Origin of the sequence: [Brevibacterium] flavum, from assembly GCF_019317305.1 — a bacterium.
In the GTDB taxonomy this organism is placed as follows: Bacteria; Actinomycetota; Actinomycetes; order Mycobacteriales; family Mycobacteriaceae; genus Corynebacterium; species Corynebacterium glutamicum.
This window is the reverse complement of sequence record NZ_CP079240.1, coordinates 1759374-1776002: the sequence shown is the minus strand read 5'-3', so window position 1 is coordinate 1776002 and position 16629 is coordinate 1759374. Positions and strand designations below refer to the sequence as shown.

The 16629-nt window shown below is 55.0% G+C and carries 11 protein-coding genes; 1 reads left to right on the top strand and 10 read right to left on the bottom strand.

Annotated elements, in window-relative coordinates:
* Positions 1-3 precede the first annotated feature (3 nt).
* The 4 genes from KW808_RS08565 to tkt all read right to left on the bottom strand — a co-directional run bounded on the left by KW808_RS08565 (position 4) and on the right by tkt (position 5970).
* On the bottom strand, positions 4-963 hold the full coding sequence (locus tag KW808_RS08565) for a glucose-6-phosphate dehydrogenase assembly protein OpcA (protein WP_003862265.1): 960 nt from the start codon (positions 961-963) through the stop codon (positions 4-6).
* A gap of 14 nt (positions 964-977) precedes the next feature.
* A complete protein-coding gene (gene zwf / locus KW808_RS08560; protein ID WP_003862267.1) occupies positions 978-2522 on the bottom strand; it encodes a glucose-6-phosphate dehydrogenase in 1545 nt (514 codons plus the stop codon).
* 104 nt (positions 2523-2626) lie between these two features.
* Positions 2627-3709, bottom strand: a complete 1083-nt coding sequence (gene tal, locus KW808_RS08555) for a transaldolase (RefSeq protein ID WP_003856053.1) — start codon at positions 3707-3709, stop codon at positions 2627-2629.
* 167 nt (positions 3710-3876) lie between these two features.
* Positions 3877-5970 (bottom strand): transketolase, encoded by a 2094-nt coding sequence (tkt, locus tag KW808_RS08550; protein WP_499651924.1) that lies wholly within the window; start codon positions 5968-5970, stop codon positions 3877-3879.
* An 852-nt stretch (positions 5971-6822) separates the two neighbouring features.
* Between tkt and KW808_RS08545 the strand changes: the two genes are divergently transcribed.
* Complete coding sequence (locus KW808_RS08545) at positions 6823-7755, top strand: heme o synthase (RefSeq protein WP_230622944.1); 933 nt, start codon at positions 6823-6825, stop codon at positions 7753-7755.
* 70 nt (positions 7756-7825) lie between these two features.
* Here KW808_RS08545 and KW808_RS08540 read toward each other — a convergent pair whose 3' ends face one another.
* The 6 genes from KW808_RS08540 to mptB form a co-directional block, all read right to left on the bottom strand.
* Positions 7826-8794 carry a quinone oxidoreductase family protein gene (locus KW808_RS08540; protein ID WP_003862273.1) on the bottom strand — a complete coding sequence of 323 codons (969 nt, stop codon included), beginning with the start codon at positions 8792-8794 and terminating at the stop codon, positions 7826-7828.
* A 504-nt stretch (positions 8795-9298) separates the two neighbouring features.
* Positions 9299-11650, bottom strand: coding sequence for a TOTE conflict system archaeo-eukaryotic primase domain-containing protein (locus tag KW808_RS08535; RefSeq protein WP_003862275.1), 2352 nt, complete (start codon positions 11648-11650; stop codon positions 9299-9301).
* Between the two features lie 115 nt (positions 11651-11765).
* Positions 11766-12791, bottom strand: a complete 1026-nt coding sequence (locus KW808_RS08530; protein WP_003862276.1) for a COX15/CtaA family protein — start codon at positions 12789-12791, stop codon at positions 11766-11768.
* A 119-nt stretch (positions 12792-12910) separates the two neighbouring features.
* Positions 12911-13717 (bottom strand): ABC transporter permease, encoded by an 807-nt coding sequence (locus KW808_RS08525; RefSeq protein ID WP_003862278.1) that lies wholly within the window; start codon positions 13715-13717, stop codon positions 12911-12913.
* 8 nt (positions 13718-13725) lie between these two features.
* Positions 13726-14748 carry an ABC transporter ATP-binding protein gene (locus tag KW808_RS08520; RefSeq protein ID WP_003862280.1) on the bottom strand — a complete coding sequence of 341 codons (1023 nt, stop codon included), beginning with the start codon at positions 14746-14748 and terminating at the stop codon, positions 13726-13728.
* 6 nt (positions 14749-14754) lie between these two features.
* Positions 14755-16530 (bottom strand): polyprenol phosphomannose-dependent alpha 1,6 mannosyltransferase MptB, encoded by a 1776-nt coding sequence (gene mptB, locus KW808_RS08515; RefSeq protein ID WP_003856069.1) that lies wholly within the window; start codon positions 16528-16530, stop codon positions 14755-14757.
* Positions 16531-16629: the final 99 nt, after the last annotated feature.

The following is a 16629-nucleotide window of genomic DNA, read 5'->3' as shown; positions in this document are numbered from 1 at the left end:
TCCTTAGACGGTTTCCAGCTTGACGCTGGACAAGCCGGATAGTGCGTGCTGGTAGCCCAAATCTGGATCCATGTGGCGAAGCTCCTCAGACAAGCAGTCGGACTCACTTCGACGGCCAATAGCCACCAGCGATGGGGCATTGCCGGATTCCGGCATCTCTACCTGAAGGGTATGAGCGTCATAGATGGTGATGATGATCGAGCCGGTGGTGCGAACGATCTCCAGGCGCTGGATAGCCAGCAGTGGAGTACCAAACTCATCGGTTGGCACGGTAGGAGCATCTGTCACCTCGCGGATCACAGGCACGTTCAGCCTCCGCGCCAACCAGCCTGCAGCCAAATCCACCGAGGTACTGCCGCTTGCACCGGTCAGCCTCACGGAAGTGATTTCGCTGTGTGGTGGGTGATCCAATGATGAGGCAACAAGTCCCCGCCACTGGGTAAGGCGCGCCCACGTCATGTCGGTATCACCTGGGTGATAGTTCTCAACACGATCTTCTAGTGCGTCGTCACGGTCGTACAAAGCATCAGTGATGCGTCGTTGTGCGATGCGTCCAATTGGGTCCTGGGAAGGATTCTTTGGTGATTCACCTGGCCACCAAGCAACGATGGGGGTGTCAGGAAGCAACAGTGGTGTGACGACATGCTGGAGCTTGTCAGCGACAGGTCCGTTGAGATGCATGATGATCATCTCGGAAGCACCAGCGTCGCCACCGATACGGACTTCTGCGTCAACTTTGTTTTCTGCAGTTTTATCGCCAACCACCAAAATGATCACGCGAGATGGGTGCTCGCGCGAGGCTTCATTGGTGGACTCGGTAACTGCAGCGACATCGCTTTCGGAGTCAGTGACCACGATGAGGGTGAGCACTCGGCCGGTGGTGACCTGGGTGCCCGATTCACGCAGTCGAGTTAGGGTCTTGGAAATTTGCTGGGTGGTGGTATCCGGAAGTTCAAAGATCATTTTTTGCCCCTAAATTATGGCCTGCGCCAGGTGTGACCGTTGCGGGAAAGCATTTCATCAGCGCTCTTTGGACCCCACGTACCTGCTGGGTAATCCTCAGGTTCTCCATCGGAATCCCATGCTTCAAGAATTGGATCCAGAATCTTCCAGCTCAGTTCCACTTCCTCGTTGGTAGGGAAGAGGCTGGATTCATCCAACAGCGCATCCAAAATGAGGCGCTCGTATGCTTCAGGTGATTCTTCAGTGAAGGATTCTGAGTAGGAGAAGTCCATGTTGACGTCACGGACTTCCATGGCAGAACCTGGAACCTTGGAACCGAAGCGGATGAGCACACCTTCATCAGGCTGCACGCGAATCACGATGGCGTTTTGGCCAAGGGATACAGTCATGTCGCCGTCGAAAGGCTGGTGTGGTGCGTCTTTAAACACCACGGCAATCTCAGTAACACGGCGACCAAGACGCTTACCGGTGCGCAGGTAGAACGGCACACCAGCCCAGCGACGAGACGTGATCTCTAAGGTACAAGCCGCAAAAGTCTCAGTGGTGGACTCAGGGTTGAAGCCATCTTCTTCGCGAAGTCCCTTGACTAACTCAGAGCCCTGCCAACCGGCAGCGTACTGACCACGAGCGGAGGTTTTATCCAATGGGTAGCACGGCTTTGTCGCAGAGAGCACCTTGATCTTTTCTGCCTGCAGCTGCGCTGGCACGAAAGAAATTGGTTCTTCCATGGCAACCAGAGCCAAGAGCTGGATCAGGTGGTTCTGGATGACGTCGCGGGCTGCGCCGATGCCGTCGTAGTAACCAGCACGTCCACCCAAGCCAATATCTTCAGCCATGGTGATCTGGACGTGGTCAACGTAGTTGGAGTTCCACAGTGGCTCAAACAGCTGGTTAGCAAAACGCAGAGCCAGGATGTTTTGAACTGTTTCCTTGCCCAAATAGTGGTCGATGCGGAACACAGAAGATTCTGGGAAGACTGCGTTGACCAGCTGGTTGAGCTCGTGTGCGGATTCGAGGTTGTGGCCGAAAGGCTTCTCGATGATCACGCGGCGCCATGCTTCTTCGGTGGATTCAGCCATGCCGGAACGCTCCAGCTGGTGGCAGACCGCTGTGAAGGAATCTGGTGGAATGGACAGGTAGTAAGCCCAGTTGCCGGCGGTGCCGCGGGTTTTGTCGATGCGCTTGAGTGTTGCAGCGAGGTTGTCGAAAGCTGCATCATCATCAAAGTTGCCGCGAACAAATTCCATACCCTCGGCGAGGCGCTCCCAAACATTTTCACGGAATTCCGTACGAGCACCAGCACTTGCGGCATCGCGTACGTATTTTTCAAAGTCTTCTTTGGACCATTCGCGGCGGCCGTAACCTACCAACGAGAATCCTGGGGGCAGCAATCCGCGGTTTGCTAGATCATAAATGGCGGGGAGCAGCTTCTTTCGAGCCAAGTCGCCAGTGACACCGAAGATCACCATGCCGGAAGGGCCAGCGATGCGGGGGAGTCGTTTATCCTGCGGGTCGCGCAGTGGGTTTGTCCAGCTGGAGGGGGTCGTGTTTGTGCTCACGATGGTAGCGTCACGATCCTTTCTTTAATGAAAGATGTGTAACGGCCACATAAGATCGAACTAATTCGATTTTATGTCGCCGTTACTGATGCAGCGTGCTGATTCTACTTCAGGCGAGCTTCCATGGACTCAAGTAGTTCGCTCCAAGAAGCAACGAACTTGTCCACGCCCTCGGTCTCCAGGACCTGGAAGACATCTGCCAAGTCAACGCCCAGAGCCTCAAGCTGGGAGAACACAGCGTCAGCTTCTGCCGCGGAGTTGGACAGGGTGTCGCCGTGCAGGTTGCCCTGCTCCAGAACAGCGTCGATGGTGCCTTCTGGCATGGTGTTGACGGTGTTTGGACCAGCCAGCTCGGAAACGTAAAGAGTTGCAGCGTACGCAGGGTTCTTCACGCCGGTGGATGCCCACAGTGGGCGCTGAGTGTTGGCACCTTCAGGCAGCTCGGCGGCGTCGAAAAGCTCCTTGTACACAGCGTAAGCGCGCTGAGCGTTGGCAACGCCTGCCTTGCCGCGCAGAGCCAAAGCCTCATCGGATCCGATTGCCTCGAGGCGCTTGTCGATCTCAACGTCGACGCGAGAGACGAAGAAGGAAGCCACAGAGTGGATCTTGGAAACGTCGTGGCCGTTTGCAGCTGCCTGCTTGATGCCCTCGATGAACGCAGCGATGACCTCGCGGTAGCGAGCAACGGAGAAGATCAAGGTGACGTTAACGCTGATGCCCTCAGCCAAAGCGTCGGTAATTGCTGGCAAAGAACCTGGGGTTGCAGGGATCTTGATCATGACGTTTGGACGATCAACCTTTGCCCACAGCTCCTTGGCCTGAGCCAGGGTTGCGTCGCGGTCAGCAGAGATACGTGGGTCAACCTCGATGGACACGCGGCCGTCGTAGCCGTTGGAGGACTCGAAGATGCCGGTAAACAGATCACAAGCATTGCGAACGTCGTCGATGCTCATGGCGTAAACAGCCTGGTCAACAGATGCGCCAGCGGCCTTGAGCTCTGCGATCTGAGCGTCGTAGGAATCGCCCTTGGACATTGCTGCTGCGAAAATAGCTGGGTTGGTGGTGACACCGACTACAGACTTTTCCTCAATAACCTGGCTGAGATTGCCGGAAGTAATGCGCTCGCGGGAGAGGTCGTCGAGCCAAGTGGAAGTGCCGAGCTGTGCCAGATCATCAATGTGAGACATGAAACTAAATTTTCCTTAAAAGAATTGTTCTTGAACTGCGCTCAAGGAGAGCAGGCAAGTAAGGGATGTGCTTAAGACCCTTTATACCGATTAACAACAACAACCCGGGGCAATAAAATTCCGGAGAATCATATTGCCCCGGGTTGAAGCTAAAAACAGCAGGGCAATTAACCGTTAATGGAGTCCTTGGCCGCTGCCACGACTGCATCGGTGGTGATGCCGAACTTCTCAAACAGGGTCTGGTAATTCGCAGAAGCACCGAAGTGCTCAAGGGAGACAGCACGGCCCTGGGTGCCCAAGAAGCGGTACCAAGGCATTGCGATGCCAGCTTCAACAGACACACGAGCGGTCACAGCTGCAGGCAGAACGGACTCGATGTACTCTGCGTCCTGCTCCTGGAACCAATCCATGCAAGGAACGGAAACAACGCGAGCTGCAACGCCCTCAGCTTCCAGAGCCTTCGCAGCGTTAACTGCAAGCTGAACCTCGGAGCCGGAGCCCATGAGGATCACATCTGGGGTTTCCTTGGAACCCTCAACCAGGACGTAGCCACCGCGGCGAACGCCTTCAGCAGCCTTCTCCTTGGTGCCTTCCAGAACAGGAATGTTCTGGCGGGTCAATGCAAGGCCCTTAGGGCCTTCCTTGTACTCAAGTGCTGCAGCCCAAGCCTGGGCGGTCTCATTCGCATCTGCAGGACGCAGGACGGACAGACCTGGGATGGCGCGCAGTGCAGCCAAGGTTTCAACAGGCTGGTGGGTTGGGCCATCTTCGCCCAGACCGATGGAGTCGTGGGTCCAGACGTAGTAAGCGTCGGTCTCCATGAGAGCTGCAAGACGAACTGCAGGACGCATGTAGTCGGAGAAGATGAGGAAGGTTCCGCCGTATGGGCGGGTGCCACCGTGGAGGGAAATGCCGTTGAGGATGGATCCCATAGCGTGCTCACGGATACCGAAGTGCAGGTTACGGCCGTAAGGCTCAGCAGACCAGGTCTCGGTAGAGATGGACTCAGGGCCGAAGGAAGGGGAGCCCTTGATCACGGTGTTGTTGGAACCTGCGAGGTCAGCGGAACCGCCCCACAGCTCAGGAAGGGTCTTGCCCAGTGCCTGAAGTGCAGCCTCGGAAGCCTTACGAGTTGCGACGCCCTTCTCATCTGCATCCCATGTTGGGAGCTCGTCAGCGTAGCCCGCTGGAAGCTCACGGGAGTTCAGGCGATCGAACAGAGCCTTGTTCTCAGGGTTGGCAGCTGCCCACTCATCGAACTTGACCTGCCATGCAGCCTTCTTCTCTGCAGCGCGCTCTGCGAGGGAGCGGGTGTGAGCGATGACCTCATCGTCGATCGCGAAGTGAGCCTCAGGATCGAATCCAAGCTCAGTCTTGGTTGCTGCAACCTCAGCTGCGCCAAGAGCAGCACCGTGCACAGCACCGGTGTTCATCATGGTTGGAGCTGGGAAGCCGATGATGGTGCGAACGCGGATGAAGGTAGGTCGCTTGGTGTCCTTCTTAGCCTCAGCCACTGCAGCTTCGATTGCTGCAACGTCCTCGCCAGCCTCAACCTCAATGGTCTGCCAGCCGTAAGCCTTGTAACGAGCAACAACGTCCTCGTTGAAAGCGATCTCAGTGTTGTCTTCGATGGAGATGCGGTTGTCATCCCAGAACACGATGAGGTTGCCCAGCTGCTGGGTGCCAGCGATGGAGGATGCCTCAGAGGTGACACCTTCCTGCAGGTCACCATCAGAAGCAATGACGTAGATGTGGTGGTCGAATGGGGATTCGCCCTCAGCAGCGGTTGGGTCGAATAGGCCACGCTCACGACGAGCAGCCATGGCCATACCAACTGCAGATGCAAGACCCTGGCCAAGAGGGCCAGTGGTGATCTCAACGCCCTTGGTGTGGCGGTACTCAGGGTGTCCTGGGGTCAAGGAATCCCAGGTGCGCAGAGCCTTCAGGTCATCCATCTCAAGGCCGAATCCACCCAAGTAAAGCTGGATGTACTGGGTCAAAGAGGAGTGGCCACAAGAAAGAACGAAGCGGTCACGGCCTGCCCAGTTGGTGTCCTGTGGATCTACGTTCATAACCCGCTGGTACAAGGTGTATGCAAGGGGAGCCAGGCTCATTGCGGTGCCTGGGTGGCCGGAGCCACAGTTTTCTACAGCGTCTGCAGCGAGGACACGAACAGTGTCTACAGCCTTGGTGTCCACATCGGACCAATCAGAGGGGTAATTGCGTACAGTGAGCGCCTGAAGTTCAGGTGACAGCGTCAAGGTGGTCAATCCTTCCTGGGTTAAACCGGGACCAAAGTTTTGGTTCGTTTTCGTTAGATCCGATGATCAGATCTACGACTTAGGTTAATTGGTTCAAATTTGGCAAAGGTGATCTACCCCGAAAGTAGTCTTTGCTTAATCTGACCCGTCAACACCTCTAACCATAGTGATGTTGAACCCATTTTATAACCAACTGTGGTCCAAATGTGCCAAAGGTGTGATCAATCTTAAGTCTGGGAGCTGTGACGTGGGCTTTTGTAGGTGAAAATTCTCGAAAAACCGAAAGGAAAAGAAAAATGTTCGGCAAGCAATACGGTGCAACGTCAAAAAACCTCACAAAGCGTCACGAACGGAACGAATCGGACCCCTTCAAACTCTCGAGCTACGAGGGCCTGAAATCGTCCGCTGTGAACCGTCCGCCAATCAAGCGTCTACACCCATCTATTTCCGATTACTCAAATAGTGTGAATAGGCGATAGCATGGCAAGGTCTGGTTCCGCGCGAGTTTTGCGCAGTGATTTGGCACAATCTTTAACGGAATCGTCACAGGCAGTTTTTATGAAGTGGAAATAAAAGTCTGAAGCTTTTTAAAGGTTGGCGTCCACCTGGGTCAGCACACCTTGAAATGGTTTGAAAACATTAAAAAGATTGATTCGGGAACTTTTAATTAACTTCATCCGACTAATTTGCCGTGTGTCTTAGAAAATGTCTTGAGTAAACACTCTGACGCTTCTGTCAGAGTCTGGGCCTTCAACGCAAGGTGCACACTCACCGCAGGGATATTTAAATAATAAGGACTCACAACTTAAATATATGAGTGATTTGAAAATGCAACGTTCTGGAGGAGAACCCTTGGACACGATCAAGGCCTATATTGCGCTAACGAAGCCCAGGGTTATTGAACTCCTCCTTGTCGCCACAATCCCCACAATGCTTCAGGCTGAACGCGGTGAGAACAACATTGTGCTCATCTTGCTGACTGTGTTCGGTGGATGGATGGGTGCGGCCGCCGCCAACACCTTCAACATGGTGGCAGACTCCGATATTGATCAGCGCATGGGACGCACTAGGGCTCGCCCTTTGGTGCGCCACACCGTGAGCAACCGCGACGCCTCCATTTTTGCGTGGGTCCTGACAGTGGCCAGCTTCTTGTGGCTGTGGCTGCTGTGCGATTCGATGCTCGCCGGCATCTTCGTGTTGATCACGATTTTCTTCTACATTTTTGTCTACACCAAGTGGCTGAAGCGCCGCACGCACATGAATATCGTGTGGGGCGGAGCCGCAGGTTGTATGCCAGTGCTCGTCGGCTGGGCAGTGATCGTTGATCAGTTTGAGTCAGGCGTTCCACAGCAGTGGTGGCAGGCAATTGTCCTGTTCATGGTGATTTTCTTCTGGACCCCACCTCACACCTGGGCTCTGGCCATGAAGTACCGCGAAGACTACAAGGCGGCTGGCGTCCCAATGCTTCCTGTCGTGCGCACCCCAGTCCAGGTCACCGCACAAATCGTGTGGTACTCCGTGGCAACTGTGCTGACCACCTTCTTGCTCATCCCAGCAACTGGTTGGATCTACGCAGCGATCGCCGTCATTTCCGGCGTCACCTTCTTGTTCATGGCCATCAAGCTGCACCTCGGCATCAAAAACGGCGGCAAGGTCAAGCCTCTGAAGCTGTTTATTTTGTCCAACAACTACTTGGCAGTCCTCTTCGTGGCATTGTCCGTCGACGCGATCCTCGGCCTTGAGACCATCGGCGAGATGCTCGGCTGGACCACCACCTTCTTCTAAAGCTTGCTTTTCGACGAAAAGATCCTGGCTAACCTCACCGCGAGGCTAACCAGGATCTTTTTATGCGTGTTTAGTCCTTCGGGATTTCCAAGACCAAAGAACCGCTCGTGCTACGCGCCTGAAGGTCGCGGTGGGCGAGGGAGGCGTCGGCAAGCGAATATGTGCCAGTAACGCGAACCCGCAAGGTGCCTTCGACGATGGCCTGCGTGACCGCCTGTGCACGCTTGGCAAATTCGCCCTCCTCAGACGTCCACGCGCCAATGCTTGGGCGGGTCAAGAAGATCGAACCGTGAGTGTTCAACAGCTGCGGATCAAAAGGCTCCACAGGACCCGACGCCGCACCAAACAAACACACAGTGCCGCGCGGACGAACAGCCTCTAGCGACTCATTAAACGTGGACTGGCCGACACCGTCATACACCACATCAACTCCGCGACCCCCGTTGTGCCGACGAACCTGCTCCGCCAAATTATCGGAATAACGAAACACCTCATAAGCACCGGCATCCAAAGCAAGCTCAGCTTTCTCATCCGTGGACACCACGCTGTACACACGAACTCCCTTGGCTGCCGCCATCTGCGTAGCCAACAATCCAACACCACCCGCGCCAGCAGTGATGAGGCAAGAATCGCCCTCTTGAAGCTCATACACACCATTGGTTAGATAATGCGCAGTGATTCCCTGCATCAACATCGACGCAGCCACTTCTGAACTCACGCCCTCGGGAACCGCCACCAAGCGATCCCGCGGTACACACACCTGCTGAGCATACGAACCCATGGCATCACACCACGCCACCTTGGTACCCGCCACAATCAAACCCTGCGGATCCTCCAATACCCGACCAGTGCCTTCAAAACCTGGGATAAACGGCAGGCGAGCGTGATATTCACCCTGGCGATAGTAAGTATCAATAAAGTTGACGCCAGCCATATCGACTTCAACTAAAACCTGATCATCAGTGGGCTTTGGGGCGTCAGTGTCGGTGAACTCCAACACCTCGGGTCCGCCGGTGCGGGAAACTAAGATTGCCTTCATGGTTCCCACACTAACCATGACTGAAAGACAAGGTTGGGAAATTGACCAAATTGTGCCCTTTTGAGGGGAGTTAGAGTGCAGACCAAACCAGGTGACCAGTTTGGGCCTGCCATTGAGGTGATCGGTCATGTGGGACGGTTTCGGAGGTTGAAAACCGTCCCATGTGGCCGAAAATCTTTCGGCTGGCTAGTTTTCGGTCAACTAGTTTGGTCGATTTGGGCTGTATTGCAGGGAAGTCAATATACGCCCGTTTAAGGGGTTGGGATCGCGGAACGGGTATTTGTGCGGATTAGTGGGTGAGAGGCTCTTAAACGCGATTCTGAGAGGGCATTTTCTGACCGTCCGAGGGTAGCTTTCCGAGGAAACCAAACGAGAGTGCCCACGGATCGCGAAATCGAGTTTCGTGGGCAGCTGTGGCCGGTTTCGAGGTTGATAAACCAAACCAGCGTGCCCACGGATCCTGAAATGGCCAACCGTGGGCACGCTGGTTTGCTCTGGTCCTTCTCAAGGCTCCGAAATAGCGAATCCTTCCTTTTGCATAGCCCGCAATCGGCGACCATGCATGCGTTTGAGCGTCGGTATCTTGGAATCAACAAAATCATGGACCGTGGCAGTCACCGGAGGAGCGTTTTGATCACCGGTTGCACGAGTAACTCGGCCGATTTGCTGAATCACCAGCCCCTTGAAGGACACCGGTGCTGCTAAAAACAGCGTGTTGAGGCTGGGGATGTCAAGGCCTTCGCCGGCAACTTTATTCATCGCAACCAGCACAAACGGATCCTGCTTTTCACTCAATGAGGCAAGTTGTGCACGAAGATGAACTCGCTCTTCTTGGGTTTGGCGGCCATGCATCACTAAGACAGTGTGATCGCCAGATTCGGTGATGCTGCTGGTCAAAGCGTCAAGGGCTGCAATTCGGTTGACCAAAACTAGACATCGGTCGCCAGCTTCAAGCGCTTTGTGCACTTCGGCAGTGATTTGCGCATTTCGGGCAGAATCGACCGCGAGCTCGTTGTAGAGATCCTGGATTTCGGTGGTTTCCTCAGAGTCGAATTCGGTTTCGTGGATGCGAATCAAGCGCTGTTCATTGTCTGTTGCCACTTCCATGCGGTGGCGCACAGGACCGCACTGCATGGTGATGATTTCATCCATGTGGTCTGAACGAAACGGCGTGGCGGTTAGACCCAGCCAGTAGGGGGCCTTGACCTGGTTCAATGCGGCTTCGGAGCCTGGGGCTGCGATGTTGTGGCACTCGTCGACGATGATTTGGCCGTATTGTTCCAAAATTTTCGGATCGGAATCTTTACGGCTCAAGGATTGCACGGTGATGAGATCGATGATTCCGGTGGTTTTGCGTCGGCCCGCGCCGATCTGTCCGATGGAGTCTGCGTCGATGCTCAGGTATTGCGCTAGACGATCCCGCCATTGGGAAATCAATTCTGCACGGTTGACTATCACTGCGGTGGGGATTTTTCTGTTCGCGATGAGTGCACAGGCCATCACTGTTTTTCCAGCGCCCGGCGGTGCTACCAATACGCCGGTGCGTTGGCCTTTGAGCGAGTCGATTCCCTCTTGTTGCATGGGCCGCAATTCGCCCTCGAAAGACACGTCGATGGTTTTCCGCGTTTGCCGAGGCCAGATGACGCTGACTTTGTACCCGGCGAGGGTGAGGATCCGGAGGGTGTCGTCGACAAGCCCGCGTGGGAGCAGCAAGCGCTGCTCGGCCTGGGCGAAGCGGATGACGATGCGCGGCACGCCGAAGGTCGAAAATCTTTGCGCTTGTCGACGATAAAACTCAGGGTTTGGGATTACCGCCCGGTGTTTAATCTCCGCGATGACGGCCGCGGGCAACCCTTCGGTGGGGACGGACAGTTCGTTGGTGATGGTGAGTTTGATGGTTTCGCCGTTGGCTTTAACCTGTTTGAGTTCGGCGCGGGTGGGGCGTTTGATGTGTTCGGGTTCGGGGCCAAATTTTTCCTGCGTGGTGGCAAGGATCTGGTCGATTTTTTCGGTGGCTAGTGGTGCGGTGGAGGCGAGTGCTGCGAAAGGATCTTCAAAAGGGACCCACGTTTCTGGATCTGCGAAGACAGCGGTGTTGCGGGCTCTACAGTCGCCATTGAGGGGTAGCGCGATCAAATTTCCCAGCCGTGCGCTTCCGTTTGCGCGCGTTGCGATGGTGTCTTGAGCAGGGAAGAAGCGATCATAAGAAGACATATCCATGTCAGGGCGGGAGTTCATGGCTTGGCGGAGCATGGCAAAACCTAGGCGCCGAGCCAGCATCGCGGAGATTGGGGTATCGAAAAATATCCACACGTGGGCGCCGTCGCCGGATCGAGAAATTTCAGCCAACGCATCGATTCCGTGGTCGGTGCAGGCTGACACGAAAGCGGCCGCATCTTGCTTCCAGGTGCCATCGTCGAAATCGCAGGCGAGAAGTTTGCACGTGTCGTTGGGGAGCATCACATAGAGACCGATATGGTCGCCGCCCCGGCGCAGATGTGCATTGACGGTGTCAACGGTGAAGGGGAGATAGTCCTTCGGTGTGGTGTCTTTTGAGTAAAACCCCTGGCGAGTAGCCGGCGACCATCCACTTTTGCCCGTTTTTCTGCTGGTCCAGCGCCGCGCATACACATCGTGGCGACCACTAAACCTCTCCATGAACAAAGCGATCTTCGCCTCCGGACCCGACGATGCATTGACTCCGGTCGCTTCGGTGGCGATGACTGTATCAACTTTCACAGGTTCCGGTTCCGGAAGCACTAGGCGTTCCTGGCGGATCTCCTGACGAATCGCGGCGATCTCCCGTTCCAGTTCAGAAAGCCGTCGCTCAAGCTGATCGAGTCTTTGTTCGGACATAGCTCTAAGTCTAGGTCAGGGCTATTCTGGACTGTTCGAAGCATGAAAAGCATGGAAAGCATGGAAAAGCCCAACCAAGAATCCTTGATTGGGCTTTTACCGATACAGCTGCGTGTTACTTAACAGGCTGCTTTGATTTCGCCAGTTCGTCGTTCTTAATATCGCCATCAACAGAACCAGTAACGGTGGCTTTACCGCCGACGCGTATGCGACCCTGCGCCCACAGAAGGGAAGTGAAGGCAACAACGACAGAAGACATTGCGATGTGGAATGGGATGCTCCAGCGAGGCACACCCATGCGGTACTGCAAGATGCCGATACCTGCCTGAAGCACAATGAACAGAATCAGCATGAGGCCAAGCTGCTTGTTGTGCTTGGTGGTTTTTGCCTTGTACAGACCGGCGACCACGATGAGGGTGAAGAAGAGGTAGATGTACATGCTGTAGCCGTGGATATGGGCCATCAAGTCGATGCTGACATCGAGGCGATCATCCATGGTGATTGATGCATCGCCAGAGTGAACGCCAGCACCGGTGGTCATGGTGCCGGTGATCAACACCACGGAGAGCGCTACTGCACCAATGACAGCTACATTGCGGATCCACGTGGGGAATGTGGTGGTAATCTCGCCGTCATCGGGCTCGCCGATGCGGGTGTACAAAATCGCGGCCATGAAAACAAGGATCATAGATGGCAGGAAGTGCAAGGCAACGGCGTACCAGTGCAGATCAACAAGCACGGTAATGCCACCGATGACAGCCTGCAAGATGATGCCCAGACCCTGGATGAAGGAATGGACCAGGATCTCGCGGCGGCGTTTTGCGCCAAGAACTGCGATGAACAACGCAAGCGCTGCGGCAGCAAGCACGAAAGTGAGCATGCGGTTACCAAATTCCACTGCCTGGTGGATCCATGGTGCTGCGCCTGCGACTGGGACTAGTGAACCTTCGTGGCATAGTGGCCAGGTATCACAACCGAGGCCGGAGCCTGTGACACGGACGATAGAGCCCGTAACGGTGATGCCTCCCTGGAAAATCAACAGTAGGAGCGCGAGAATGCGCTGCACTTTGATGGTCGGTGCCCAGAAAGTAATGGGCTTCAACTCAACTGGATTATTTGAGGGAGCAACTGAAGTAGACACGTCGCTGATCCTAGCAGGTCATGGCTAGTTTTATACAATTGTTCCCGGTATGGAAGTGGTGGTATTCGCCACTGAAACTCCCGGGAACTTTTAAGGATATTTTCCGACTAAGGGTATATCTAGCGGCTCGCAGAGAAGTTAAATAGCTTGTTTGCGGCCACGCCGGTGATAATTAGCCAGCCCACCAAAATTCCTAGCTGGAGCCACGGAAGTTCGCCGTTGAATGCGTCAACCATACCTTGGGACAGCGCAACGGATGGGATGATGGACAGCACTCCTTCAGCGTTGACGGAAGGGGAAAAGACCGCCCATGCTGCAAGGCCGGACAGTACAATCCAAATCAAGTTAGCCAGTGCCAATACCAATTCGGAGGACAACGTTCCGCCCATCAGCATGCCGAGCGCGGTGAAGCTGGAAACACCCACAAATAGGGTCACGATGCCAAAGAGCACACCACCGACAGGTGCGGACCAGCCTAACAGCAGTGCAGTCACACCGAGAATGATGATCTGCACAATGGTGACTGCAATGACTGCGATGACTTTGCCAAAAATAATCGTCCAGGCGGGAACACCGCTGGCGCCGGTGCGCTTGAGGGCACCATAGCGGCGGTCAAAAGCTAGGCTGATGGCTTGACCTGTAAAACCAGCGCTCATGGCTGCTGTGGCCAGCGCGAAGGGGAAAGTCTTGTCGAGGGAGTTCTCACCAGGGATGAAATCAAAATTCGCTAGTACGATGAGCGCGACCAAGGGAATGATGATGCTGAGCAGTTGCTGTTCGCCGTGGCGAAGAAACAGCAGGGATTCCATCTTGCCCTGAGCAGCCAACATTTTTGCCGGGGTGGCTCGTTTGGGAGCAGGGGTGAACGTTCCAGCTGGGAATCGAGAAGAACCGTGGAGCGCAGAGTTTTCAAAAGGTTTAGACATGGTATGCGTTAACTCCTCAGTTCTTTTCCGGTGATGTCCAGGAAGACATCTTCCAATGAGCGGTGTCCCGTATCCAAAGAGCGAATCATGACGTTTTGGCGGGCGACAGCCTGGACGATGTGCGCCAAGGAATCCGGGGTAGCTTGTTGCGTCCGAAGTGAATAATGCAGTGGCCGGTTGGCTCGTGCTTTCACATCACCGATGTTTAAGCTGCTGAGATCATCCACCAAGCGATCAAGATCAAGCGGGCTCGTGGTCTCTACGGAGACATTAATTTCAAGATGATCGCGTTGCGCAGTGAGTTCATCAGGTGTGCCACTGGCAAGGATTTGACCGTTGGCAACGATGATCACGTGGTCAGCTAGTGCTTCGGCCTCATCCATCAGGTGGGTGGTGAGCACGATGGTGACGCCGTCGCGGCGGAGATCGTTGACAAGCTCCCACACCATGTTGCGTGATTGCGCATCCATGCCAGCGGTGGGTTCGTCGAGGAAGATAATCTCAGGGCGACCAATTAATGCTAAGGCCAAAGAAAGGCGTTGCTGTTGGCCACCTGACAGACGTCGGTAGGTGGTTTTGCGTTGTTCACGCAGTCCTACAAGATCAAGCAGCCATTCAGGATCGTGTGGGTTGTCGTTGTAGGACGCCGCAAGCTTGAGCATTTCAAACACGCGGATTCCGCTGTAGGAACCGCCACCTTGAAGCATGATGCCGATGCGTCGGCGCACCTGGTCTGGTTCTGTGGCTGGATCGATGCCCAAGACTCGGATGCTGCCAGAGGTGGGGGCGGTAAAACCTTCGCACATTTCAATGGTGGTGGTTTTGCCTGCGCCATTAGGTCCCAGGAGGGCCAAAACTTGACCGCGGGGGACTTCGAAGGAGATTCCGGCTACTGCTTCCTTGGTGCCAAATCTTTTTACCACGTTGTTCACCACGATTGCTGGATCGTTTGGTGGGACGGGGTGTATGGCATCAAGTGCGCCTTCTGCGGCTCCAAAATTAGAGCTAGAGGCCGAAAAATCAGTAGTCACAGTTGATCAGTGTAAACCAAAGGTTGGATTCCGCCTCAAACTCCACCATCCAACTAATAGGAGAATGCTGAATCCGAGCGCTGCGCCAAAGTAGATGGAAAAGACAGTTCCGGCTGGAAGTGCAAGCCCGCGAGGCAGCACAAAGAAACTGAAGGCAGTGGAGTAGGCAATCACTCCGAGCTGGAAGAACAGTCTGTTTGCCCAGGAAGCTAGCGGCACGATAGCCCACAGCATGTACCACGGATGCACCACGGGGAAGAGGATAACGAGGACGAAAGTCGCCACGCCCAGTCCGCCCACAGCGTGAATGTGACCTCTATATGTGGCAAACAACATACGAACCATGAAGGCGGCAGCTACCGCGATTCCGGCTGCGCGGGTCACAACGAGCATGGCTGCGGTGTGGTCGCCTAGCCCCAAATTCATTCCGATGAATCCAGAAATAACGCCAATGTTGGTGGTCATAGACATCCAGCTTCGGATCGTCGCAGCGCCACCTTGACCTGTGATCCACCCCAAACTGATTCCGGTAATCACACTGAGAACAACCACGGTGATCACCAGGGCTGCTACTTGAACGAGGCCTGCAACGCCGATCGCAACGACGTGTCGATGTCCACGTGCATGAAACGCCCTGGCCAAGGCCATGCCCACAAAACCGAGCCCAATAAAGCCGGTCACCTTGACCAGGCCTGCGCAAGAAATCAATACGCCACTCAGTGCAATATATGTCCACGCAGGCCCCCACAGCCCTGTTTGAATCCGGTCGGTGCCACGCAGTCCGAGCTCCAGGCCCACAAGCAAGAATCCTAACAGGATGGATTCGTTGTGAATACCGCCGATCAGGTGCAGAATCAGCAGCGGATTAAGTACGCCCAGGTAAAAGGACGCTTCTTCAGATACCCGACAGCGCCTGGCCAGCATGGTGATCGCCCAGCCTGCAGCAATAACACCCAGCAGTGACGCAATACGGTGCGCCAGCACGCCTCCAACGATGCTGTCATTAGTAATAACGCTTATCGACGCCGCGATGCTCAGCGCAACAGGGCCGTAGGGCGAGGGCGACTGGGCCCAAATAAAGGGCACGGACCGTGCCAGATGATTATCGGGCCCCAATAGTTCAAGCGGTCCACCGGCGTAGGCATCCATTCCCTGCGCGGTCACAGAGCCTTGTGCCAGATAAGAATAAATGTCTTGAGTAAACAGTGGGGCGGTGAGCATGATGGGCGCTACCCAGGCGCCAAATGTGCGGCGCAGCATGGACAAACTCACGCTGGCTGTTCTGTTTCCGCTGCGTTTAAAAGGAATACCCACCAGCGGTGCCATTAACACCCACGCCAGCACCAAAAATCCCACGCCGATGAGCACGATCATGGAAGAGGTCTGCAGCATTCGGCTCATGAAGTTTCCGCCAGGGAAATCCACATACGGATTATTCACCACCGGAAGTGCACCCGCGCCCAGCGCACCAAACGCGATCATTAACGCACCCATGGTGCCGATCAGGCGCAGCCATGCAAACCGGCGAATCTTTTCAGGCTCAAGCCCTGAGGCGTCGGTATCGCGGTCGTTGATGGAGCTCGCGCCGGTCGCGACGTCGAAAAGCGTTGCCCCTAAAGGGGTCTGCTCGTCTTCCACGTGGAGGGTTGCTGATCTGGAACCAGCGGTGCCGATGCGCGGCAAAGTGTCGAGAAATTGGCGTAGGGGACGAGGTGCCCGAGGAAACCATTTTCTGTTTTCAGGGGCGTTCGAATTGAGTTGAATCTGCTCGTCCTTCGTCACTCGCATCATTCTACGCAAGGGAGCGGAGAACATTTACCTCGCATCAGAGTCTGGTGGTGACCCGAAGGGGGATAGTGTGAGCTAAATCTCAAATTATAT